19 protein-coding genes and 1 riboswitch are annotated in these 22,241 nt (G+C 73.8%); of the genes, 10 read left to right on the forward strand and 9 right to left on the reverse strand.

Annotated features, from left to right (window positions below; all coding sequences use genetic code 11):
• Positions 1-15: 15 nt before the first annotated feature.
• Entirely contained in the window at positions 16-1,314 is a 1,299-nt protein-coding gene (gene thrC, locus ACF089_RS27020) for a threonine synthase (RefSeq protein WP_392031598.1), read from the reverse strand.
• 16 nt (positions 1,315-1,330) lie between these two features.
• Positions 1,331-1,479, reverse strand: a riboswitch (SAM riboswitch).
• A gap of 144 nt (positions 1,480-1,623) precedes the next feature.
• On the opposite strand from thrC, the gene ACF089_RS27025 reads away from it, so the two are divergent.
• The 3 genes from ACF089_RS27025 to ACF089_RS27035 all read left to right on the forward strand — a co-directional run bounded on the left by ACF089_RS27025 (position 1,624) and on the right by ACF089_RS27035 (position 4,841).
• Positions 1,624-2,568, forward strand: coding sequence for a glucosyl-3-phosphoglycerate synthase (locus ACF089_RS27025; protein WP_392031601.1), 945 nt, complete (start codon positions 1,624-1,626; stop codon positions 2,566-2,568).
• Between the two features lie 137 nt (positions 2,569-2,705).
• Entirely contained in the window at positions 2,706-2,909 is a 204-nt protein-coding gene (locus tag ACF089_RS27030) for a hypothetical protein (protein ID WP_392031604.1), read from the forward strand.
• A 522-nt stretch (positions 2,910-3,431) separates the two neighbouring features.
• The gene (locus tag ACF089_RS27035; RefSeq protein ID WP_392031606.1) at positions 3,432-4,841 is read left to right on the forward strand and encodes a trehalose-6-phosphate synthase; all 1,410 of its coding nucleotides are present in this window, start codon (positions 3,432-3,434) and stop codon (positions 4,839-4,841) included.
• 40 nt (positions 4,842-4,881) lie between these two features.
• On the opposite strand, the gene otsB is transcribed toward ACF089_RS27035, so the two are convergent.
• The 3 genes from otsB to ACF089_RS27050 form a co-directional block, all read right to left on the reverse strand.
• A complete protein-coding gene (gene otsB, locus ACF089_RS27040; protein WP_392031609.1) occupies positions 4,882-5,730 on the reverse strand; it encodes a trehalose-phosphatase in 849 nt (282 codons plus the stop codon).
• 10 nt (positions 5,731-5,740) lie between these two features.
• A complete protein-coding gene (locus ACF089_RS27045; protein ID WP_392031612.1) occupies positions 5,741-5,977 on the reverse strand; it encodes a DUF3263 domain-containing protein in 237 nt (78 codons plus the stop codon).
• 105 nt (positions 5,978-6,082) lie between these two features.
• Positions 6,083-7,366, reverse strand: a complete 1,284-nt coding sequence (locus ACF089_RS27050; RefSeq protein ID WP_392031615.1) for an ABC transporter substrate-binding protein — start codon at positions 7,364-7,366, stop codon at positions 6,083-6,085.
• A 270-nt stretch (positions 7,367-7,636) separates the two neighbouring features.
• On the opposite strand from ACF089_RS27050, the gene ACF089_RS27055 reads away from it, so the two are divergent.
• The 5 genes from ACF089_RS27055 to ACF089_RS27075 all read left to right on the forward strand — a co-directional run bounded on the left by ACF089_RS27055 (position 7,637) and on the right by ACF089_RS27075 (position 13,969).
• A complete protein-coding gene (locus tag ACF089_RS27055) occupies positions 7,637-8,539 on the forward strand; it encodes an SIS domain-containing protein (RefSeq protein WP_392031618.1) in 903 nt (300 codons plus the stop codon).
• Positions 8,540-9,724: 1,185 nt separating this feature from the next.
• Positions 9,725-10,663, forward strand: a complete 939-nt coding sequence (locus ACF089_RS27060; protein WP_392031620.1) for an ROK family protein — start codon at positions 9,725-9,727, stop codon at positions 10,661-10,663.
• Positions 10,663-11,835 (forward strand): N-acetylglucosamine-6-phosphate deacetylase, encoded by a 1,173-nt coding sequence (nagA, locus tag ACF089_RS27065; protein ID WP_392031623.1) that lies wholly within the window; start codon positions 10,663-10,665, stop codon positions 11,833-11,835. The genes ACF089_RS27060 and nagA overlap by 1 nt, the downstream gene beginning before the upstream one ends.
• A 180-nt stretch (positions 11,836-12,015) precedes the next feature.
• Complete coding sequence (locus ACF089_RS27070; protein ID WP_392031626.1) at positions 12,016-12,942, forward strand: 1-phosphofructokinase family hexose kinase; 927 nt, start codon at positions 12,016-12,018, stop codon at positions 12,940-12,942.
• A gap of 100 nt (positions 12,943-13,042) precedes the next feature.
• Complete coding sequence (locus ACF089_RS27075) at positions 13,043-13,969, forward strand: ketose-bisphosphate aldolase (RefSeq protein ID WP_392031629.1); 927 nt, start codon at positions 13,043-13,045, stop codon at positions 13,967-13,969.
• On the opposite strand, the gene ACF089_RS27080 is transcribed toward ACF089_RS27075, so the two are convergent.
• Both ACF089_RS27080 and cdgB read right to left on the reverse strand, forming a co-directional pair.
• On the reverse strand, positions 13,945-15,003 hold the full coding sequence (locus ACF089_RS27080; RefSeq protein WP_392031632.1) for a CBM35 domain-containing protein: 1,059 nt from the start codon (positions 15,001-15,003) through the stop codon (positions 13,945-13,947). The two genes, ACF089_RS27075 and ACF089_RS27080, sit on opposite strands and share 25 nt — an antisense overlap.
• A 133-nt stretch (positions 15,004-15,136) precedes the next feature.
• Complete coding sequence (gene cdgB / locus ACF089_RS27085) at positions 15,137-16,777, reverse strand: diguanylate cyclase CdgB (RefSeq protein ID WP_392031635.1); 1,641 nt, start codon at positions 16,775-16,777, stop codon at positions 15,137-15,139.
• 330 nt (positions 16,778-17,107) lie between these two features.
• Here cdgB and ACF089_RS27090 point away from each other — a divergent pair, with 330 nt between their 5' ends.
• Positions 17,108-17,674 (forward strand): flavin reductase family protein, encoded by a 567-nt coding sequence (locus ACF089_RS27090; RefSeq protein WP_392031881.1) that lies wholly within the window; start codon positions 17,108-17,110, stop codon positions 17,672-17,674.
• Positions 17,675-17,939: 265 nt separating this feature from the next.
• On the opposite strand, the gene arfB is transcribed toward ACF089_RS27090, so the two are convergent.
• Positions 17,940-18,368 (reverse strand): alternative ribosome rescue aminoacyl-tRNA hydrolase ArfB, encoded by a 429-nt coding sequence (arfB, locus tag ACF089_RS27095; RefSeq protein WP_392031638.1) that lies wholly within the window; start codon positions 18,366-18,368, stop codon positions 17,940-17,942.
• Between the two features lie 162 nt (positions 18,369-18,530).
• Between arfB and ACF089_RS27100 the strand changes: the two genes are divergently transcribed.
• The gene (locus ACF089_RS27100; RefSeq protein WP_392031642.1) at positions 18,531-19,106 is read left to right on the forward strand and encodes a TerD family protein; all 576 of its coding nucleotides are present in this window, start codon (positions 18,531-18,533) and stop codon (positions 19,104-19,106) included.
• A gap of 129 nt (positions 19,107-19,235) precedes the next feature.
• Here ACF089_RS27100 and ACF089_RS27105 read toward each other — a convergent pair whose 3' ends face one another.
• Both ACF089_RS27105 and ACF089_RS27110 read right to left on the reverse strand, forming a co-directional pair.
• Positions 19,236-20,369 carry a nuclear transport factor 2 family protein gene (locus tag ACF089_RS27105; protein ID WP_392031645.1) on the reverse strand — a complete coding sequence of 378 codons (1,134 nt, stop codon included), beginning with the start codon at positions 20,367-20,369 and terminating at the stop codon, positions 19,236-19,238.
• 287 nt (positions 20,370-20,656) lie between these two features.
• Complete coding sequence (locus ACF089_RS27110; RefSeq protein WP_392031648.1) at positions 20,657-22,039, reverse strand: M1 family metallopeptidase; 1,383 nt, start codon at positions 22,037-22,039, stop codon at positions 20,657-20,659.
• Between the last annotated feature and the right edge of the window lie 202 nt (positions 22,040-22,241).

The raw sequence follows: 22,241 nt of genomic DNA on the forward strand, positions 1-22,241 counted from the left end.
GCTCTCCCAGGGGTTTCAGTGGGCCAGGCCGGCGTCGCGGAACGCGTCCAGGCTGGGGCGGATGGTCGCGCTGGGTCCGGTGGTCGGGGCCACCGCGTCCAGGGTCTTGAGGCCGTCTCCGGTGTTCAGCACGACCGTGGTCAGCGACGGGTCGAGCAGACCGGACTCGATCAGCTTGCGGGTCACGCCCACGGTCACCCCGCCCGCGGTCTCCGCGAAGATGCCCTCCGTACGGGCCAGCAGCTTGATCGCGTCCACGATCTCCGCGTCGGTGACGTCCTCGACCGCGCCGCCGGTGCGGCGGGCGATGTCCAGGACGTACGGCCCGTCGGCGGGGTTGCCGATCGCCAGCGACTTGGCGATGGTGTCCGGCTTCACCGGGCGCACCACGTCATGACCGGCCTTGAAGGCCGCCGACACCGGCGAGCAGCCCTCCGCCTGCGCTCCGAAGATCTTGTAGGGCCGGTCCTCGACCAGCCCCAGCTTGATCAGCTCCTGGAGCCCCTTGTCGATCTTGGTGAGCTGGGAGCCCGAGGCGATCGGGATCACGATCTGATCGGGCAGCCGCCAGCCGAGCTGCTCGCAGATCTCGTACGCCAGCGTCTTGGAGCCCTCGCCGTAGTACGGGCGGAGGTTGACGTTGACGAAGCCCCAGCCCTCGCCGAGCGGGTCGCCGATCAGCTCCGAGCAGAAACGGTTCACATCGTCGTAGTTGCCCTCGATGCCGACCAGTTCGCCGCCGTAGACGGCGGCCATGACGACCTTGCCCTGCTCCAGGTCGTGCGGGATGAAGACGCAGGAGCGGAAGCCCGCCCGCGCCGCCGCCGCGCCGACCGCGCCCGCCAGATTCCCGGTGGAGGAGCAGGACAGGGTGGTGAAGCCGAAGGCGCGGGCCGCCTCGACGGCGATCGCGACGACGCGGTCCTTGAAGGAGTGCGTCGGGTTCCCGGAGTCGTCCTTGACGAACAGACCGCCGGTCACGCCCAGTTCACGGGCGAGGTTGTCCGCCTTGACGAGCTTGGTGAAACCGGGGTCCAGGCTCGGCTTGTCCGCCACGTCGGCGGGGACGGGCAGCAGCGGCGCGTACCGCCAGATGTTCTCCGGACCGGCCTCGATCCGGGCGCGCAGCGCCTCGGGGCCGTCGGAGGGAAGGTCGTAGGCGACTTCCAGGGGGCCGAAACAGGAAGCACAGGCGAAGATCGGGCCCAGTTCGAAGCGCTCACCGCACTCGCGGCACGACAGCGCCGCGGCGGGGCCGAGATCGACGGAGGCGGCGGGGGTGACCGGGGTGGCGGGATCAGTCTGCACAGGCATGGAGGGAGGCCCTTTCTCCTCATCTTTCCCATGGCGAGGCTCGCCATGAGACGGATTTGGCACCTTCCCGAGCCGGGAGCCTCACGCGCTGAACAGCGACTGAGACCGGCTGGAGGGTTGCCGGGGCTTCAACGGGCCGTATCCCTCTGCCCCTCTGGATGAGCGGTATTCGATTGTGGAACGCGGGACCGACCCCGACATGCGACGGGCGTCCGCGTTGTTCAAGACTGTAACCGAAGGCATGGACGGTTGAGATAGTCGTCCGCACCGCGAGATGCGTCACAGGGCTGCTGTGGGGAGTGGGTACACGTGCTCGATGAAGTGGAGCACTGGCTGACCAGGAGGTCCTGGTCGGCCGCCGACCGCCCGCTGCCGAGGCTGCTGGCGGCCAAGCGGTCGGCGTCGGCCACCGTGAGCGTGGTGCTGCCCGCGCTCAACGAGGAGGCGACGGTCGGCGACATCGTCACCGTCATCCGACGGGAGCTGATGGGGTCCGCCGCGCTCGTGGACGAGCTGGTGGTGATCGACTCCGGTTCCACCGACCGTACGGCCGAGACCGCCGCCGCGGCCGGGGCGCGGGTGGTGCACCGGGACGCGATACTGCCCCGGCTGCCGGCCGTCCCCGGCAAGGGCGAGGTGCTCTGGCGGTCGCTGATGGTGACCCGCGGTGACATCGTGTGCTTCGTCGACGCGGATCTGCGGGACTTCTCGGCCGACTTCGTCTCCGGGATCGTCGGACCGCTGCTCACCGATCCGCGGGTCGACTTCGTCAAGGCGATGTACGACCGCCCCCTCGACGACCTCCCGGGGCAGGGCGGCCGGGTCACCGAGCTGGTCGCCCGCCCGCTGCTCAATCTGCACTGGCCGCTGCTGGCCGGGTTCGTCCAGCCGCTGGGCGGCGAGTACGCGGCCCGGCGCTCGCTCCTGGAGCGGCTGCCCTTCCCGGTCGGCTACGGGGTGGAGCTGGGGCTCCTGGTGGACGCGCTGCGCGCGGTGGGCCTGGACGCGCTCGCCCAGGTCGACGTCGGCTCCCGCAAACACCGCCACCAGGACGGGCAGGCGCTCGGCCGGATGGCGGCCGCGATCTACCGTACGGCGCAGCTCAGGCTGGAGCGCGGCCATCTGGTGCGGCCGTCGCTGACCCAGTTCGAGCGCGGCGCGGACGGCTTTGTGCCGCGTACGCATCCGGTGGACACCGAGGAGCGGCCGCCGATGCGGGAGATCCGCGAGTACACGGCGCGTCGCGCGGCCTGAGTCCGGTCCGCTCGCCGAACATCCTAAATATGAACTATGCGCGTCATGCCGGTCATGTCCGCCGCATTCGTCGTGTCCGTCGTGTCCGTCGTGTCCGTCGAGACCCTTGCGGGGGGCGGGCCGGCCGTGTCCGCCGGATGGCGGCGGCGCCGGTCGTCGCCCTGCTCGCCGGCGCCGTTCTGCACGGCCCGGCGGCGGCCGACGGCCCGGCCGCCCGCGGCGGCGGAGCGGGGGCCGGCGCCGGGGCCGAGCGGCTGTGGCTGCTCGGCGGGCTCGCCCTGAGCCTCGCCGCCGCCGCGGTCGTCGCCTTCGCGGCAGCGCGGGGCCGCCGCCACGAGTGAACCGGGCGGGGGCGCGCCGGGCCGGCGCGGGCGAGCCGCCCGGGGCCGCGCGTGAGCCACTCGCCCCCGCGCCCGACCCGCCCGCCCCCGCGCCCGACCCGCCCGGTGCCGCGCCTGACCCGCCCGCCCCCGCGCCCGACCCGCCCGGTGCCGCGCCTGACCCGCCCGCCCCCGCGCCCGACCCGCCCGGTGCCGCGCCTGACCCGCCCGGTGCCGCGCCTGACCCGCCCGGTGCCGCGCCTGACCCGCCCGCCCCCGCGCCTGACCCGTCCGGCGTCGCGCCCGACCCGCCCGCCCCCGCGCCTGACCCGCCCGCCCCCGCGCCCGACCCGCTCGGTGCCGCGCCTGAGTCCCCCTGCCGTCGGGAGCGAGCCGCTCGCCCTCCCGCCTGAGCCGCCCGGCGTCGCGCCTGAGTCCCCCTGCCGTCGGGAGCGCGCCGCCCGCCGTCGGGAGTGAGCCACCCGGAGACACGGCCGCCGTACGCACGTTTGAGGGCCCACCCCACGGGCTAGGTTTCGCGACATGGTCTCCGAGCCCCCCGCAGCACCGGTCCGCGCCCAGATCCTCGTCGCGTCGAACCGGGGCCCGATCTCCTACACGCTGGGCGACGACGGCGCCCTCGACGCCCGTCGCGGCGGCGGCGGACTGGTCTCCGGCCTCTCCGCCATCGGCTCCGACGAGGACGCCCTGTGGGTCTGCTCCGCGCTCGGCGACGGCGACCGCGAGGCGGTCCGGCGCGGGATCGGCGAGCCCGGCGTGCTCATGCTCGACATCGACGCGGAGACCCACGCCGCCGCGTACAACGGCGTCGCCAACTCCGTCCTCTGGTTCGTCCACCACCTGCTCTACCAGACCCCGCTGGAGCCGGTCTTCGACGCGGACTTCCGCCGGCAGTGGAGCGCGTACGAGAGCTACAACCGCGACTTCGCCCGCGCCCTGGCCGACCACGCCGCCGACGGGGCCGCCGTGCTGGTGCAGGACTACCATCTGGCGCTGGTGCCCGGACTGCTCCGCGAGCTGAGGCCCGATCTGCGGATCGGCCACTTCTCGCACACCCCCTGGGCCCCCGCCGACTACTTCCGGCTGCTCCCCGACGACATCGCCGAACAGCTGCTGCGCGGACTCCTCGGCGCGGACCGCACCTGCTTCCTCACCCGCCGCTGGGCCGACCTCTTCACCGACTGCGCCACCCGGGTGCTCGGCGAGAAGGCCGTCGCCGGGGCCCGGATCGGGGTGCACGGACTCGGCGCGGACGCCGGCTTCCTCACCGAGCGGGCGCACCGGCCCGACGTCGACGAGCGGATGGCGGCCCTGCGCGAGCAGATCGGACCCGACCGGAAGACGATCGTCCGGGTGGACCGCACCGAGCTGTCCAAGAACATCGTGCGCGGACTGCTCGCCTACCGGGAGCTGCTCGACACCCGCCCCGAGTGGCGCGGACGCGTGGTGCACGTGGCCTTCGCCTACCCCTCCCGGCAGGATCTGGCGGTCTACCGCGACTACACGGCCGAGGTGCGCCGGGTCGCCGACTCGATCAACGAGGAGTACGGCGACGAGGGCTGGACGCCGGTCGTCCTCCATGTGAAGGACGACTTCGCCCGCTCGCTCGCCGCCTACCGGCTGGCCGACGTCGCCCTGGTCAACCCGATCAGGGACGGGATGAACCTGGTCGCCAAGGAGATCCCCGTCGTCTCCGACGCGGGCTGCGCGCTGGTGCTGTCCCGGGAGGCGGGGGCGTACGAGGAGCTGGGCGAGGACGCGATCACGGTCAATCCGTACGACGTCACCGGCACCGCCGAGGCCCTGCACCGGGCGCTGACCATGCCCGCTGACGAACGGTCCCGCCGCACCGCCCGGCTCGCCGCCGCGGCGACCGCCCTGCCGCCGCACCGCTGGTTCCTGGACCAGCTGGAGGCGCTGCGCGCGCTGTAGCGGCCGGGTCCGGGCCCGCCGGGGGCCCGGACCCGGGCGGCTACAGCCGGTCCGCCAGCGCGGCCAGGAACTCCACCACCGAGGCCGGGCCCGGGAGCAGCAGATCGGCCCGTTCGGCCAGCTCGGGCACCTCCGTGCCGCCGCTGCACACCAGCAGCCCGGCCGCCCCGTCCGAGCGGAGCTTCTCCACCGCCGCGAAGGCGGGCAGATCGCCGAGGTCGTCCCCCGCGTACAGCACCGTCTCGGCGCCCGTCTCGCGTACGTACTCGGCGAGGGCGACGCCCTTGTCCATGCCCGGCGGGCGCAGCTCCAGGACCATCCGGCCCGGCTCCAGGACGAGGCCGTGGCGGGCCGCGAGCGCGCCGAGCGGCTCGCGCAGGGCCTCGAAGGCGGCCAGGGGGTCCTGGGCGCGCCGGGTGTGGACGGCGAGCGCCCGGCCCTTCTCCTCGATCCAGACGCCCCGCCAGGCCCCGATCCGGTCGAGGAAGCCGGGCAGTTCGGCGCGGACGGCGGCGACGCCCGGGTGCGGGGCGGGGGTGTTCACGGCGCCGGTGACGGCGTCCCACCGCTCCGAGCCGTAGTGGCCGAGGACCACCAGCCGGTCCAGGCCGGGCGCCCCGGCGAAGCCGCCGTGGCGGACCGCGACCCCGGCCGGGCGGCCGGTGACCACCGCCACCGACGCGACCTTCGGCGCGAGGCGCGCCAGCGCGGGCACCGCGCCGGGGTGGGCCCGGGCCTGTTCGGGGTCCGGCACGATCTCGGCGAGGGTGCCGTCGAAGTCGAGCGCGACGACGGCGCTTCGGGGCCGTGCGAGGAGCGCGGCGAGACCGTCCCGGCCCGCGGGCGTCGACGGCGACGGCAGTGGATGCGCGTACGGGGAGCTGCCCATGCCCCCGACCCTATCGGCGCTCGCGTTTCTCGTCTCTGACCCGGCGCAGCCGATTGACGGTGACGGGATCGTGCCGCAGGGCGCGCGCGTCGTCGAGCAGGGCGTTGAGGAGCTGGTAGTAGCGGACCGGGGAGATCCCGAGCCGCTCCCTGATGGCGCGCTCCTTGGCGCCGGGGCCGGCCCAGGAGCGGTGCTCCATGGCCAGGACGGCCCGCTCGCGCTCGCTGAGCGGCTCGATGTCGGTCATACGTCCAACATAGCCATGCGGGCGGGAGCGGGCCGGGGGGCGTCGGGCTTCGGGGCGGGCCGGGCTCGTGGCGTGCCGGTCCGGCGGCCCCGTGCCGGGCGCTCGCTACTCCTCTTCCCTGGCCTCGGCCGCCGTCGCGTTCTGCGCTATCCCCTCCAGCACCTTGGCCGGGGAGGCGCCGGGCGCGACCGCCTTGCCGATGTTCCGCTTGATGTCGTCGCTGACGGAGGCCCAGGAGGTCTTGTCGACCGGGGGCAGCTGCGCGCTGGGCAGCTCTTGCAGGAACTCCCGCAGATCCTTGTGCTGCGGGTCGGTCTCCATCGCCTCGGAGGCGGAGACGGTCACCGGCAGCAGATCGTTCTGCGAGGCGAAGGCGAGGACGTTCTTGTCGCTGAAGAGGAAGTTCAGGAAGTCGCCGATCTCGTCCTTGTTGCCGTTCTCCTTGAAGCCCATGATCCAGTCGGCGACGCCGAGCGGGGCCTTCGTCTTGCCGTCGCGGCCTGGGACCGGGACCTTGCCCAGCTCGATGCCGGCCTTCTCGGCCTGCTTCATCAGCGAGGGGTGGCCGTTCAACATCCCGACCTCGCCCTTGGTGAAGGCGGCGAAGGCCTCCTTGCGGTTCAGCTCTCCGGGGGCCCCGGGGCCGGTCAGCTCGGTGTCGACCAGATTCTTCTTGATCCAGTCGAGGACGGCGGTGTTGTCGGCGGTGTCGATGGAGTAGTTGCCGCTGGGGTCCACATAGCCGGCCGAGTCACCGCCGAGCAGCCACATCATGGTCTCGATCTGGGCCTCTTCGGGGCCCAGCGGCAGGGCGTACGGATGGGTGACGTCCGTCTGGTCCTTCAGCAGCTCGGCGGCCTGTCGCAGGTCCGCCCAGGTCTCGGGGGCCTTCTCCACCCCCGCCCGCGCGAACAGCTCCTTGTTGTAGAAGAGCAGCCGGGTGGAGGCGGCGAACGGCAGTCCGTACTGCACCCGGCGCTGTTCGCCCGCGCTCACCAGCGGGCCGAGGAAGTTCGACTGCACCGGTACGGAAAGGAGTTGGTCGGCGCTGTAGAGCTTGTCGGCGGCCGCGTAGTCGGCGTACGCGCCGATCTGCGCCATGTCGGGAGCCTTGCCCTCCTTGACGAGTTCCGCGACCTTTCGGTCCACGTCCGTCCAGGGTTCGATCTGGACCTCGACTTCGATGTCGGCGTTCTGCGACTCGAATTCCTCGATGAGTCCGGTCCAGTAATTCTTGCTGCTCTGGCCGCCGTTGACGTCGTAGTCCGCGGCGACGAGGGTAAGGGTGACCTTGTCCGAGGATCCGCCGGAGGCTCCGCACCCCGTAAGAGCGACGGCCGTTCCCAGTGCGGCCGCCGCGGCCGTCAGTTTCAGGAAGTGCCGTTGCACAGCTCTTCTCCCACCTTGCCGATTGCTGGATGCGCGCCGGTCTGTCACGGCCCCGCCCGTCCGGGCGAGCTGCGATTTTCCACCATCGGCGGTTGAGTGGTCTATGCCGCGCGGTCTCACTTCTGCAACGTCTGTTCCGCAGAAGGGTTTTGTAAACCACCCTCGCTGGGTGCCATTGCCCGGATGTGTCCGGGCCTGCTAAGCACGTCTCGGCACGAAGTGGTCAAGTGCCGGTCCGTATGCACGTGTACGCGCTAGGAGCCATGCCGCATGTCCCGTACCGCAACAGAGATAGCGACTCAACCGGCCTGCTGGCGCCGGGCCGAACAGGCCGCGGCGGACTTCGGCGGGCTCCCGAGGCCGGGGGAGCGGGTGGCCGTCACCGGCTGCGGGACGTCCTGGTTCATGGCGATCGCCTACGCGGCGCTGCGGGAGGCCGCGGGCCAGGGGGAGACGGACGCGTTCGCGTCGTCGGAGTTCCCGGTGGGGCGCGGGTACGACCGGGTGGTGGCGATCACCCGTTCGGGTACGACCACGGAGGTGCTGGAGCTGCTCGCCGCCCTCCGGGGCACGGTCGCGACGACGGCGCTGACCGCCGACCCGAAGACGCCGGTGATGGAGGCGGCGGACGCGGTGGCGGTGCTGGACTGGGCGGACGAGGAGTCGGTGGTCCAGACCCGGTTTGCGACGACCGCGCTGGCGTTCCTGCGCGCGGGGCTCGGCGAGGTCCCGGGGCTGAAGCCGGTCGCCGACGCGGCGGTGGACGCCGAGCTGGCGGTCACCGAGCCCCTGCCGGAGGCGGTGGTGGGCGCGGAGCAGTGGACCTTCCTGGGCCGGGGCTGGACGTACGGGCTGGCGCTGGAGGCGGGGCTGAAGATGCGCGAGGCGGCGGGGGCGTGGACGGAGTCCTACCCCGCGATGGAGTACCGCCACGGCCCGATCGCGATCACCGGGCCCGGTCGGGTGGCCTGGGTCTTCGGCGACCTGCCCGAGGGCCTCGCGGGCGACGTCGCCCGGGTCGGCGGCGAACTGGTCGCCCGCCCCGGCGTCGACCCCCTCGCCGAGCTGGTCCGCGCACAGCGCCTCGCGGTCGCCCTCGCCGAGGCGAAGGGGTTCGACCCGGACCGCCCGCGCAATCTCTCACGGAGCGTGATCCTCTCCCCTGAGGCGTAAGCGCCCGCGCGGCGCGACGGGACACCCCTCCCACAGCGCCCCGGCCCCCTGCCCGCCGCGCGGCGCTCGCTCCCCGGGTCCGCCTTTCCCCGGCAGGTGCGGCCCCGCACGGGTCGCCCGCCTCCGTGCGGGTGCGCCTGGCTCCGTGCGGCCGGGCCCGCGCCCTCGCGCGGGGCTCGCTCGCCGGGCCCGGCTTGAGGCGCCTCTGCCCGGGGCGGGCCCCCGCACGGGCGTGTACGCCTCGCTCCTCGCGGTCGGGTCCTTCGCGGGCTCGTTCCCTCGCCGCGCGGTGTCCGCTCCCCGGGTCCGCCTTGAGGCGCGTCTCTCCCGGGGAGGGTGTGGCCCCGCGCGGGGTCGCCCGCGTCCGGGCGGGTGCGCCTCGCTCCGTGCGGTCGGGCCCGCGCCCCCGCGCGGGGCTCGCTCGCCGGGCCTGCCTTGAGGCGCGTCTCTGCCCGGGGCGGCCCCGCACGGCTCGCCCGCGTCCGTGCGGGTGCGCCTCGCTCCGTGCGGTCGGGCCCGCGCCCCCGCGCGGGGCTCGCTCCCCGGGTCTGCCTTGAGGCGCGTCTCTGCCCGGGGCGGCTCCGCACGGGTCGCCCGCGTCGGGGCGTGTACGCCTGGCTCCGTGCGGTCGGGCCCGCGTCCGTCGCGCGGGGCTTGCTCCCCGGGCCTGCGTTGAGGCGCGTCTCTCCCGGGGAGGGTGTGGCTCCGCGCGGGGTCGCCCGCTTCCGTGCGTGTACGCCTGGCTCCGTGCGGCCGGGTCCCTCGCGGACCCGCCCCCTGCCCCCCGCCGCGCGGTGCCCGCTCCCCGGGAGGCCACGGCCTCCCGGCGGGCCCGCGCCCGCCGAGGGGCCCGCGTCCGGGTGGGCGCGGGCCCCGGGCCGGGCCCGGGCCCCGGCGGCCACCACCCCCCGGCCCCCGCCGGCCCCCGGGCCGCCCCCCCGTCCGCACGAAGCGCGGGCCGGATCCCGTTGGTCGGCAATTGGCCCCGGGGGCTGGATCCGTGCGGGGGGAGAGGGGGATTCGCGGGGTGTGGAGGGGGTGGTTCCGCGGGGTTGGGAGGGGTGGATTCGGAGGGGGTGATGTGTGGTGGAAGGGCGTGCGACCTGCGAAGGAGTTTGTACGGTTGCGCAACAATCGGGTGTAGTGGACTAGACCTTTCGGGGCCTCTCGCGCGAGACTGTCCACGTGAGACACGTCATCGCCCTCGATGTGGGCGGCACCGGCATGAAAGCCGCCCTTGTCGGCGCGGACGGGACCCTCCTCCATGAGGCCCGGCGCGCCACGGGGCGGGAACGTGGCGCCGAGGCCGTCGTGCAGTCCATCCTCGACTTCGCCGGCGACCTTCGCGCGTACGGCCAGGAACACCTCGGAGGGTCCGCACTCGCCGCCGGCGTCGCCATCCCCGGAATCGTCGACTCCGACAAGGGCGTGGCGGTGTACGCCGCCAACCTCGGATGGCGTGACGTCCCCCTGCGCGCACTGCTGAGCGAGCGACTCGACGGAGTCCCCGTCGCCCTCGGCCACGATGTCCGTACGGGCGGACTCGCCGAGGGCCGGATCGGCGCCGGGCAGGGTGCCGACCGCTTCTTCTTCGTACCGCTGGGCACCGGGATCGCGGGCGCGATCGGCATCGACGGCGCCATCGAGGCCGGGGCCCACGGCTACGCGGGCGAGATCGGCCATGTCGTCGTCCGCCCCGACGGCCCCGACTGCGGCTGCGGCCAGCGCGGCTGTCTGGAGACCCTCGCCTCCGCCGCCGCCGTCACCCGCGCCTGGGCCCTCGCCAGCGGCGACTCCGCCGCCGACGCCGCCGACTGCGCCAAGGCCGTCGAATCGGGCGATCCCCGAGCCGTCGCCGTCTGGCGCGACGCCGTCGACGCCCTCGCCGCCGGACTGGTCACCGCGCTCACCCTGCTGGACCCGCGCACCATCATCATCGGTGGCGGTCTCGCGGAGGCCGGGGAAACCTTGTTCACACCACTGCGGGCCGCCGTCGCGGAGCGAGTCACGTTCCAGAAGCTGCCCTCCATCGTTCCGGCCGCCCTCGGAGACACCGCTGGATGTCTGGGCGCCGGGCTGCTCGCCTGGGATCTGATCGCCACCGACTCGGAGGTAACCGCCTAATGGCCGCTCGCGCAGCACTCGCCGACAGCGCCGCCCGCGCCGACAGCACCGTCCTCACCGGGGCCCGGGTCGTCCTGCCGACCGGCACCGTGGAGAACGGCCGGGTGACTGTCGACGGTACGAAGATCGCCGCCGTCGCCCCCGACGACGCCCCCGCCCGTGATCTGTCCGGTCACTGGATCGTGCCCGGCTTCGTCGACCTCCACAACCACGGCGGCGGCGGCGCCTCCTTCACCGGAGGCACCACCGAGGACGTCCTGCGCGGTGTCCGCACCCACCGCGAGCACGGCACCACCACCCTCGTCGCCTCCCTGGTCACCGCCGAGACCGACTTCCTCGCCCGCCGCGCCGGCGCCCTCTCCGAACTGGTCGAGCAGGGCGATCTCGCCGGCATCCACTTCGAGGGCCCCTTCATCTCCCCCTGCCGCAAGGGCGCGCACAGCGAGGAACTGCTGCGCGACCCCGACCCGGCCGAGGTGCGCAAGCTGATCGACGCCGCGCGCGGCACCGCCCGGATGGTCACGCTGGCCACCGAGCGCCCCGGCGGCCTCGACTCCGTACGGCTGCTCGCCGAGCACGGCGTGATCGCCGCCGTCGGGCACACGGACGCCACCTACGAGCAGACCGTCGCGGCCATCGACGCGGGCGCGACCGTCGCGACCCACCTCTTCAACGCGATGCCGCAGATCGGCCACCGGGCCCCCGGCCCGATCGCCGCCCTGCTGGAGGACGAGCGGGTCACCGTCGAGCTGATCAACGACGGCACCCATCTGCACCCCGCCGCCCTCGAACTCGCCTTCCACCGCGCGGGCGCGGGCCGGGTCGCCTTCATCACCGACGCCATGGACGCGGCGGGCTTCGGGGACGGGCGCTACCAGCTCGGCCCGCTCGCCGTCGACGTCGTGGACGGCGTCGCGCGCCTCGCCGAGGGCGGGGCCATCGCGGGCTCCACGCTCACCCTGGACACCGCCTTCAGACGGGCCGCCACCGTCGACCGCATCCCGGTCGAGGACATCGTCCGGGCGATCTCCGCCAACCCCGCGAAGCTCCTCGGCGTCGACGACCGGGTCGGCTCCCTGGAGACCGGCAAGGACGCCGACCTCGTCGTCCTGGACGAGTCGTTCCGCCTCAAGGGCGTGATGCGGAAGGGCGCCTGGGTGATCGAGCCCTAGCGTCCCGGCCCAACGGGTGCGCCGACAGGGGCACATGGGTGATTCGCCCCAGTTGGGGTGAAGGCATGGCAAAGCATGGCAAGGCGGTTGGCCCAGGGTCTGGGCCAACCGCCTTCCTTTTGGCATGATCAGGACCTGATCAGGACGTGCATCAGCGCAGTCGGCCGAAGGGGTGTCGCGGTGATTCTGACGGTCACGCTCAACACCGCGCTCGACATCACCTACACCGTCGGTGCCCTCACCCCGCACACCAGCCACCGCGTCGGCGAGGTCACCGAACGCCCCGGCGGCAAGGGCCTCAACGTCGCCCGGGTGCTCTCCGCGCTGGGCCACGAGTCCGTCGTCACCGGCTTCGCGGGCGGCCCGGTCGGCGAGGTGCTGCGCGGCCTCCTCGCCCCCCTCCCGCCGCGCGACGCCCTCGTCCCCACCGCCGGCGGCACCCGCCGCACCATCGCCGTCGTGGACAGCGCCACCGGCGACACCACCCAGCTCAACGAGCCGGGACCGGTCGTCGCCCCCGAGGAGTGGGCCGCCTTCCTGGAGCGGTACGCCGCACTCCTGCGGGACGCGGACGCGGTCGCCCTCTGCGGCAGCCTGCCGCCCGGAATCCATGTCGGGGCGTACGCCGAACTCGTCCGCCGGGCCCGCGCGGCCGGGGTGCCCGTCCTGCTCGACACCAGCGGGGAACCGCTGCGCCGGGGCGTCGCCGCCCGCCCCGACCTGGTCAAGCCCAACGCCGAGGAACTCGCCCGGCTGACCGGCGCCCGGGAGCCCCTGCGCGCCGCCCGCGACGCCCGCCGCCGGGGCGCGCGCACCGTCGTCGCCTCCCTCGGCCCCGACGGGCTGCTCGCCGCCGGCCCGGACGGCGTCTGGCAGGCGGCCCTGCCCGAACCGGTCCGGGGCAATCCCACCGGAGCCGGCGACTCCGCCGTCGCGGCCCTGCTCGCCGGAGCGGTGGAGGGCCTGCCCCGCTCCGAGTGCCTGGCCCGCGCCGTCGCCCTGTCCGCCGCGACCGTCCTGGCCCCGGCGGCGGGCGAGTTCGACCGGGAGGCGTACGAACGGCTGCTGCCGCGCGTGAGGGTGACGGAGCGCCCGGGACCCGCATGACACCCGACGCGGCCCTGTCCGCCGTACGGGCCCGGCGGACGCGACCCCGCGCCGCCGGGGCGTGACGAACGGGCCCGCGCCCGGGAAGTGAGAACGGACCATGCCACTCGTCAGCACCGCTGAACTCGTCTCCGCCGCCGTCGCCGGGCGGCGCGGCGTCGCCGCCTTCAACGTCATCACCCTGGAGCACGCGGAGGCGATCGCCGCCGGCGCGGAGAGCGCCGGCGCGCCCGCCGTCCTGCAGATCTCCGAGAACGCGGTCCGCTTCCACGGCGGCGAACTCTCCGCCATCGCCGCCGCGAGCGCCGCCGTCGCCCGCGCGTCGAGCGTCCCGCTCGCCCTCCACCTCGACCATGTGGTCTCCGCCGGGCTGCTGCGCGCCGCCGAGGGGCACGGCTTCAGCTCGGTCATGTTCGACGCGTCGAAGCTGCCGTACGAGGAGAATGTGCGGGCCACGGCGGACGCGGTGCGCTGGGGCCATGAGCGCGGCATCTGGGTCGAGGCCGAGCTGGGGAGGGTCGGCGGCAAGGAGGGCGAGGCCCCGCTCGGCGCGCACGCCCCCGGGGTCCGCACCGACCCCGCCGAGGCGGCCGCCTACACCGCCGCGACCGGCGTCGACGCGTTGGCGGTGGCCGTGGGCTCCTCGCACGCGATGACCGAGCGCACCGCCGCCCTGGACCACGAGCTGATCGCCCGGCTGCGGGACGCGGTCCCCGTACCGCTGGTGCTGCACGGCTCCTCGGGCGTCCCGGACGCCGAGATCCGCGCGGCGGTCGCGGCCGGGATGGTCAAGATCAATGTGGGTACGGCGCTGAACGCGGCGTTCACCGGCGCGGTACGGGACTTCCTGGCGGCCGGGCCGGGGACGGTCGACCCCCGGAAGTATCTGGCCCCGGCCCGTACGGCGATGGCCGGGACCGTGGCGGGCTTTCTGGGGCTGCTGGGCGCCCCGGACGGCGGCCCGGGTTCAGTGCCGGGACCGGCCGGGCCCCGGACGCCGGATCAGAGCGCCCCGTCGCTGACCTGAAGCCAGTCGAGCACGGCGTCGCACTGATTGCCCTGCTCGCACGAGATCCTGATCTCGTTCTCGCCGTCCTTCAGCGTCACCGGCGCCCAGGTCGTCTGCCAGTTCTTCTCCCACTCCGCGTCGCTGGAGTTGATGAAGTCCTTGAGGCCCAGCGGGTTGGTGTTCGCCTTGCCGTTGATCGTCAGGGTCGCGTTGGCGTCCTTGTTGGGGATGGCGTAGCGGACATAGAGCCGGTAGTCGCCCGCGCTCGGGACCTTCGCCTTCCAGGTGACCGACGCGCCGACGGTGTTGAAGGCGCTGACGTACGCCCCTCCGGTGCCCTGCGCGCCCTCGATGTCCTTGCTGGTCGCCGCGCCCCCGCCGAGCCGCAGGGTGATGGCGTCCTGCTTGGGCAGGGCCTCGGCGGGCTCCTCGGCGGACTCGGACGGCTCGGTGCTGGGCTTCCCCGGCTCGGCCGGGGCGGAGGACCCGGTCTGCTGCGGCTCCTTGTCCCCGTCGGACTGGTTCTTCTTGTCGTCGTCCTTCCCCAGCACGGCGATGGTGATGCCGATCACCACGACGGCCACCACGGCGATCGCGCCGATCAGCAGACCCTTGGTGTTGGGCCCCCGGCCGCCGGAACCGCGGCCGCCCTGGTGGGGCACGGTCTGGGTGGGCGGGCCCCCGGCGTGGGCCTCGGGCGCGGCGTACTGGGCGTAACCCTGCTGGGGATGGCCCTGCTGCTGCGGATGACCCTGCTGGGGGTATCCCTGCTGCGGGTGGCCGGGCTGCTGGGGGTAACCCTGTTGCTGCGGGTAGCCCTGCTGCTGCGGGGCGTACTGCTGAGGGCCGCCGTACTGGCGCTCGCCGACCGCCCGGACATGGTTGTACGAGGTCCTGGGGACTCCGGGCTGAGGCGCCGCGGGACCCGGGTAGCCGTAGCCGCGCCCCCGGCCCGAGGGCGATGTGGCGCCCGCCGCGTGCCCGTCCTCGTACAGATATCCGAACGGATCGTCGTCCTCCGGCGTGCTCGCGCCGTTGTTCCCGGCCGTCATCCCTGGTCCCTCCTCACCGTCGTCAGCCCTACGCCGACGCGGGCGAGCCTACCCGGTTCGGCGTAACGGAATGGGTGGCGTTGACCCCAATCGGGGCCATCGTCACAAGACCAGAACATGACAGCCGGTGGCGTCAGCCGGCCCGCCGGTGCACCTTCGACCGGGACCGCTTCTCGATGTACATCCGCTGGTCGGCGGATTGCAGCACTTCCTCGACGGACATGCCGCAACTCGCCCAGCTGATGCCGAAACTGGCCCCGACCCGCACCCCGCGACCGCCCACCCGAATCGGCAGAATGATCGCGTTCCGCAGCCGTACGGCGAGATCCGCCGCGTCCGCCGCGCCGAGGCCGTCGGCCAGGACGACGAACTCGTCGCCGCCGAGCCGGGCCACGGTGTCGCCCTCGCGCACCCCGCGGGTGAGCCGCCGGGCCACCTCGACCAGCACCGCGTCACCGGTCTGGTGCCCGAACCGGTCGTTGATCGACTTGAAGCCGTCCAGGTCGCAGAAGAGCACCGCGAGTCCCTTCGTGCCGTCGTCCACCTCGTCGTCGGGCGCGATCGCGTGCACATGGTGGTCGTACGCGGCGCCCACGGGGCCGAAGTCGAAGCCGTCCGCGTTGAACAGCGCGCCGCTCTCCGGGTCGAACGCGCCGTCGCCGCCCTCCTCCGGGGAGCCGGGCGCGGCGGGCGGCCGCTCGCAGAGCTTGGCGCTGAGCCGGGCGCGCAGCTCCGCGCTGTTGGGCAGCCCGGTGAGCGCGTCGTGCGAGGCGCGGTGCGCGAGCGCCAGCTCGTGGCGCTTGCGGTCCTCGATGTCCTCGACATGGGTGAGCAGGAAGCGCGGGCCGTCGGTGGTGTCGGCGACGACCGAGTTCCGCAGCGAGACCCAGACATAGCTGCCGTCGCGGCGGCCGAGCCGCAGCTCGGCCCTGCCCCCCTCGGCGGAGGTGCGCAGCAGCGTGCCGACGTCCTCGGGGTGCACGAGGTCCGCGAAGGAGTACCGCCGCATCGCGGAGGCGGGGCGGCCCAGCAGCCGGCACAGCGCGTCATTGGTGCGCAGCAGCCGCCCGTGCTGGTCGCCGCCCATCTCGGCGATCGCCATCCCGCTGGGCGCGTACTCGAAGGCCTGGCGGAAGGACTCCTCGCTGGCGCGCAGCGCCTGCTGCTCGCGTTCGAGGCGGACGAGGGCGCGCTGCATGTTTGCTCGCAGCCGGGCGTTGCTGATCGCAATGGCGGCCTGGGAGGCGTACATCTGGAGGGCTTCCTGCCCCCAGGGGCCCGGACGGCGGCCGTTGCGCGGCCGGTCGACGGAGATGACGCCGAGCAGTTCGCGGCCGCCGCCGGAGGTGAACATGGGCGCGTAGAGCCGGTCCTGGGGGTGCCACTCGTCCTCGAAGCGGGGATCGGGGCCCTCGGTGTGCCACTGCGGCACATCGTCCTCGATGAGCACCCAGCCCTCGGTGTGCGGGATGAACCGCAGCTCTCCCCAGGCCTCGCCCATGGACAGCCGGCGCTCCCAGGAGGGCCGGGAGCCGACGCGGCCGGTGATCAGAGCCTCCGCGGCGGCGCTGCCGGCGAAGGCGGCGACGACCAGATCCCCGTCGGGGCGTACGAGATTGACGCACGCCAGCTCATAGCCGAGGCCGGCCACGATGCCGTCGGCGACGGTCTGCAGAGTGTCGGCCAGGCTGCGGGCGGTGTTGAGATCGGCGACCACTTTGTGCAGCTGCCGCAGGGTCGCAAGACGGACGTACGGCTCCGACTCGGTCTCCATGCTCGCTCTCCCCGAGACCTCGACAGCAGACTCCAGGTTTCTCTTCGGCCTTCTTGTGCGGTCTTCTCGTTGCGGTATCCCGGCCACTGAATCACAGCGAGCTGTCCACCCGGTACACAGGGTCAACAAATAAGCCCCTCTGTGACTCAAGTCACATGGGCGGGTGAATGGCCGCCGGAGCGGGTGTACGGGCGTACGGGCCGCTCCGGCGTCTCCGAACGCAAATCCGGCGTCCGGCCGGGCCGGAAGTCCTAGGACCACGTTGGTCCCCTGGTCCGATGCGCGACGGGCGACGACGAGGCTAGCGTGCCCCGTGTGCCGCAGACGACGATCGCTTCCGAGACCAGCGGGCCCCTCGGCCCCGATTCCGACAGCGCGATCCCGCATCCTGATGGGGTGAGCAACGAGGAGTTCCGTGCGGCCATGGCCCGTCTGGCCGCGGGAGTGGTGCTGGTGACCGCCCACGACCCCGACGAGGGGCCCAGGGGCGAGGACATCGGCATGACGGCCACCGCCTTCGTGTCCGTGTCGCTGGACCCGCCGCTGGTGATGGTGAGCCTGCGCAACGGCTCCCGGATGGACGACCTCCTCGCCGAGCAGCCGCACTGGGCGGTCTCGGTCCTCTCCGGCAGCCAGCGGCACATCGCGGGACGATTCGCCATGAAGGGCCGGGTCAGCGACCGGCTGCTGTTCGAGGACATCCCCTGGAGCCGGGGCGAGGTGAGCGGCGCGCCCCTGGTGGGCGGGGCCCTGACCACCCTGGAGTGCCGCACCGAGCAGCGCGTGGTCGCCGGTGACCACACCCTGGTCATCGGGCGGGTGCTGAAGGTGGGGCCGGCGGGCGCGGACGGCGGTCCGCTGACGTACTTCCAGGGGAAGTACCGGCAGCTGGGCTGAGCCGCGGCGGGTGTCCGGCCGGGCCGGGCCGGGATCACCGTGGGATAGCCGGGGGTCGTTCCGGGGCGTCCGGGAGCGCTCCCACGGGTTTGCCGCGCATGGACTTCCCTCCCACGGGTTTGCCGCGCATGGACTTCCCTCCCGCGGGTTCGCCGGGCATGGGCTCCTCGTCCGCGGGCGTCCCGCCCGCGGGCTTCCGTACGCCGGGCGGCGGGGGTTCCCGTACGCCGTGCGGTCCGTACGCCGTGCGGGCGCGGCGCGCCCGTCAGTGCCAGTCGCGGCCCGACCGTCCGCGCTTGGTGTCCGAGCGCTGCTTCTTCTGCCGCAGCCGCCGCTCGTTGAGCCCGCGCGGGATCTTGCGCGCCCGGCGCGGCTTCGGCGGCGGGGCCGTCGCCTCCGCCAGCAGCGCCGCCAGGCGCACCGCGGCGCTCTCGCGATTGCGCCACTGGGAGCGGTGCTCCGAGGAGCGGACCGAGACCACCCCGCCCACCAGCCGGCCCGCCAGCCGCTCCAGCGCCCGCTCCTTCCACACCGGAGGCAGCGCCTCCGTGCGGGCGAGGTCGAAGCGCAGCTCCACCTGGGAGTCGCTGGTGTTCACATGCTGACCGCCCGGTCCGGACGATCTGGAGAATCGCCAGATCAGCTCGGACTCCGGCAGGGAGACCGAGCCGCGGACGACATAGGGACCGGACATGCCCCCATGGTCGCGTGTCCGTGATGTTCACGTCATCTCGATTTCTCTGGAACCGGCGCTTCCGCAAGGAACCCGCGGCTGCCTTGTCTGCGTTAAGACGGGTACCGGCGGATCCGGGAAGGCCCGGACCGGCGCACATCCGCACACGAAGGGGACTTCCCAATGGCAGTAAGCCTGACCAAGGGCGGCAACATCTCTCTGACCAAGGAGGCCCCGGGCCTGACCGCCGTCACCGTCGGCCTCGGCTGGGACGTCCGCACCACCACCGGCACGGACTTCGACCTCGACGCCTCCGCGATCGGGGTGGACGGAGCGGGCAAGGTCGCCTCCGACGCGCACTTCGTCTTCTTCAACAACCGCGCCACGCCCGACCAGACCATCGTCCACACCGGTGACAACCGCACCGGCGAGGGCGGCGGCGACGACGAGCAGATCAACGTCAATCTGGCCGGTCTCCCCGCCAATGTCGCCAAGATCGTCTTCCCGGTCTCCATCTACGACGCCGTCGCCCGCACCCAGAACTTCGGCCAGGTGCGCAACGCGTACATCCGCGTCGTCAATCAGGCCGGCGGCGCCGAGATCGCGCGCTACGACCTGAGCGAGGACGCGGCCGTCGAGACCGCGATGGTCTTCGGCGAGCTGTACCGCAGCGGCGCGGAGTGGAAGTTCCGCGCGGTCGGCCAGGGGTACGCCTCGGGCCTGGAGGGCATCGCCCGGGACTTCGGCGTCAACCTCTGAGCCGGTGATTCACCCTGGGTCGCCGAGCCGGAGAGTCTCTGAACCGCTGGGTCCCTGAACCGCTGAGCCTCTCGGTCCGGTGCGGCCCCGGTCTCCCGCGCGTCCGCGCGGAGGGCCGGGGCCGCTCCCTCAGGAGGCCGACGGCGCCGACGGGGCCGACGGAGCCGACGGGTTCCTCGGCGGGAAGAGCCGCTCCCGCAGCGTCTTGATCGCGTCCCCGGTGGCCACCAGGTCCAGCGTCTCGAAGGACAGCTCCCAGTCCACCGCGCCGCGCTCGCCGAGGGTGAACTGCTCGACGATCCCGTACGTCACCGTGCTCGCCGACGACTCGGTCGGGCCGACCTTCGCGTGGCCCACCCACTCCTGGTAGACCGTGCGGCCCTTGCGCACGGTGTGGCCCGGCTCCAGCTTCATCGGGCCGTGGACCCTGCCGTAGAACCGGCCGAGATACTCCTGGGCCGTCGCCGTGGACGTGATCGGACCGCTCAGCCCCGGGCCGGTCAGCCGCAGCCCGCGCGCGTCCGGCACCAGCGCGGACATGTCACCGCTGTTCCACGCCCGCTTCCGCCGCTCCTTCCACTCCGCCGTGCCCGGCTTCGGCTGCTGCCGTGCCGCCGCCGGCGGCACCGGCTTGTGGCGCGGAGCGCCGGCGTCCGGCCGCCCCTGCGGGCCCGCCGGACCCAGCCCCTCGAAGAGCCGGGGCAGGCTCGGCTCCAGCGGACGGAACAGCTCCGTCTGGTCCCAGAACCGCCGCCCCTGTTCCACCAGCTCGCCCCGCAGCACCAGCCGGTGCGTGGTCACGTAGTCGACCTCGGCGGAGGTCCCGTTCGCGGCGGTCACGGTGCCCGTGTTGCGGGCCTTGACGAAGATCACCCGGCCGTCCGGGGAGGAGTCCGCCGACAGCGGCACGAAACGGTAGTCCGGCATGACGGTCAGGACCGCCTTCATCTGCTCCTCGATGGCGGCGAGGCCGATCGGCGCGGGGAGACCGGTGTCCATCAGAGTGCCGTCCCGGGTGAAGAGCTTCAGATACTCGCAGACCGTCGGCTTGTCCCCCCAGGCGGTGTAGGCGGCCATGAACGCCGCCGCGTTCGGCGGCAGCGGCGACTTCCGGCCGGCCTCCCCGGCCCGGACCGGGGCCTCGGCCGGGGCCGGGGCCGCGCACGGCGCGGGGGCGGACGACGCCGAGGCGGCGCCCGTGCTCAGCGGCAGCATCGCGGCGGCGGTCAGAAGAACCAGCAGAGGGCGGATACGCGACGACATGAGGTGCTCCGGTCTCTTCGGACTCAAGGGCCCCGGGCCCGGTCGGGGCCGCCGAGGCGGTACGGACTCACAGGCCCTCACGGGCCTTGCGGGCGACTCGTGCGCCCTGACGCAGAGTCTGTCCGCGGCCCGCCGCCCGGTCGATGACGTCCGAGGTAATGCCGCCGGCCCCGTCTTCCGCCTCCGGCCCGCTCTCGCCCCTGCCTTCTGCCTCGGCCGTGCGCCCACGCCCTCTGCCCGTCACCCCTCTGCCCGTCACCCCTCTGCCCGTCGCCCCCGTGCCCCGCTCAGGGCCCGGGCGGCCGGCCCTCCCCGTACAGCCAGACGTCCCACACCCCGTCGAGATCCCGGCCCGAGACCCTCTCGGCGTACGCGGTGAAATCGGCGGTCGACGCGTTCCCGTGCCGGTGCTCGCGCGCCCACCCCCGCAGCAGCCGGAAGAAGACCTCGTCCCCCACCGCCAGCCGCACCTGGTGCAGGACCATCGCGCCCCGCTCGTACACCGGATCGTCCGAGATCCGGGCCGCCGACGGCGGGCGCGCGGGCGGGAAGTCCCAATTGCCCGAGTCCGCGAACGCCCGGTCGAAGCTCCGCCCGACCGGGGTGGAGCCGAACTCCTCCGCCCACAGCCACTCCGCGTAGGTCGCGAACCCCTCGTTCAGCCACATGTCCCGCCACGACGAAGGCGTCACCGAATCGCCGAACCACTGATGGGCGATCTCGTGCGCCAGGATCTCCGGCGTGAACGACCCCGCCGGGAAGACCGGCCGGCTCTGCGTCTCCAGGGCATAGCCCACCGCCTCGTCCGGCACCACGATCGCCCCGGCGGACGAGAAGGGATACGGGCCGAAAAGGCCCTCCGCCCACTCCAGCGCCTCCGGGATCCGCCGCGACAGACTCTCCGACACCGCCTCGTCGACCGCCGTCACCACCGGCACACCCGACCGCGTCCGCGACGACCCGACCTCGAACCGGCCGATCGCCAGCGTCGCCAGATAGCTCGCCATCGGCTCCTTCGACCGCCACCCGAACGTCGTCCGGCCCCCGGAGGTCCGCTCGCCCGCCGGCTCGCCGTTGGAGACCGCCTCCAGCCCCTCCGGAACCGTCACCGACAGGTCGTACGTCGCCTTGTCGCTCGGATGGTGATTCCCCGGGAACCAGGCCATCGAGCCCATCGGCTCCCCCACCGCCAGCGCGCCGTCCGGAGTCCTCAGCCAGCCCTCCTCCGAACCGTCCGCGTCGGTGATCGCGCTCGGCGCGCCCGCGTACCGCACGACGGTACGGAACAGCCGGCCCGCGGCGACCGGCTCCGCCGGACGCACCGCCAGCTCGTCGCCGTCATGACCGGTCCGCGCCCCCGCGCCGTCCACCGTCACCTCCGACGCGGAGAGCCGGTGCAGATCCAGATGGAAGACGTCCAGCTCCCGGGTCGCCCGCGCCAGGATCTCCGCCGTGCCCGCCAGCCGGCCCGACCCCGGGTCGTACTCCAGCGTCAGCAGATAGTGCCGGACGTCATAGCCCCCGTTGCCCAGCGTGGGGAAGAGCGGATCGCCCACCCCCGCCGCGTCCGGCCCGCCCCCGACAGCGGTCTGCCCGCCGCCGGAGCACCCCGCGAGGAGGAGCACCGCGACGGCGGGCGAGAGAAGACGCGTACGAGCTGACCGGCCCACGCGGGCGATCCTAGGGCTTGGCCGACGGGGCGGCGCGGACCCGAGCGGGCCGGGTCTGAGCGGGCGGACCGGGGCGGACCGGAGCGGGCCGGAGCGGGCCGGAGCGGGCCGGAGCGGGCCGGAGCGGGCGGCCGGGTCCCGGCCCGGCGACGCCCGCGCCCGAGCGCCGGCTGCCCGAGTGCCCGCGGGCCCGGGCCCCGCT

The sequence above is a fragment of the Streptomyces sp. NPDC014894 genome (genome assembly GCF_043080985.1).
In the GTDB taxonomy this organism is placed as follows: Bacteria; Actinomycetota; Actinomycetes; order Streptomycetales; family Streptomycetaceae; genus Streptomyces.

Coding starts and splice junctions, on each gene's coding strand:
- thrC (WP_392031598.1), bottom strand. CDS start 1,314: ATGCCTGTGCAGACTGATCCCGCCACCCCGGTCACCCCCGCCGCCTCC.
- ACF089_RS27030 (WP_392031604.1), top strand. CDS start 2,706: ATGGCGGCGGCGCCGGTCGTCGCCCTGCTCGCCGGCGCCGTTCTGCAC.
- ACF089_RS27035 (WP_392031606.1), top strand. CDS start 3,432: ATGGTCTCCGAGCCCCCCGCAGCACCGGTCCGCGCCCAGATCCTCGTC.
- otsB (WP_392031609.1), bottom strand. CDS start 5,730: ATGGGCAGCTCCCCGTACGCGCATCCACTGCCGTCGCCGTCGACGCCC.
- ACF089_RS27045 (WP_392031612.1), bottom strand. CDS start 5,977: ATGACCGACATCGAGCCGCTCAGCGAGCGCGAGCGGGCCGTCCTGGCC.
- ACF089_RS27055 (WP_392031618.1), top strand. CDS start 7,637: ATGTCCCGTACCGCAACAGAGATAGCGACTCAACCGGCCTGCTGGCGC.
- nagA (WP_392031623.1), top strand. CDS start 10,663: ATGGCCGCTCGCGCAGCACTCGCCGACAGCGCCGCCCGCGCCGACAGC.
- ACF089_RS27075 (WP_392031629.1), top strand. CDS start 13,043: ATGCCACTCGTCAGCACCGCTGAACTCGTCTCCGCCGCCGTCGCCGGG.
- ACF089_RS27080 (WP_392031632.1), bottom strand. CDS start 15,003: ATGACGGCCGGGAACAACGGCGCGAGCACGCCGGAGGACGACGATCCG.
- cdgB (WP_392031635.1), bottom strand. CDS start 16,777: ATGGAGACCGAGTCGGAGCCGTACGTCCGTCTTGCGACCCTGCGGCAG.
- arfB (WP_392031638.1), bottom strand. CDS start 18,368: ATGTCCGGTCCCTATGTCGTCCGCGGCTCGGTCTCCCTGCCGGAGTCC.
- ACF089_RS27100 (WP_392031642.1), top strand. CDS start 18,531: ATGGCAGTAAGCCTGACCAAGGGCGGCAACATCTCTCTGACCAAGGAG.
- ACF089_RS27105 (WP_392031645.1), bottom strand. CDS start 20,369: ATGTCGTCGCGTATCCGCCCTCTGCTGGTTCTTCTGACCGCCGCCGCG.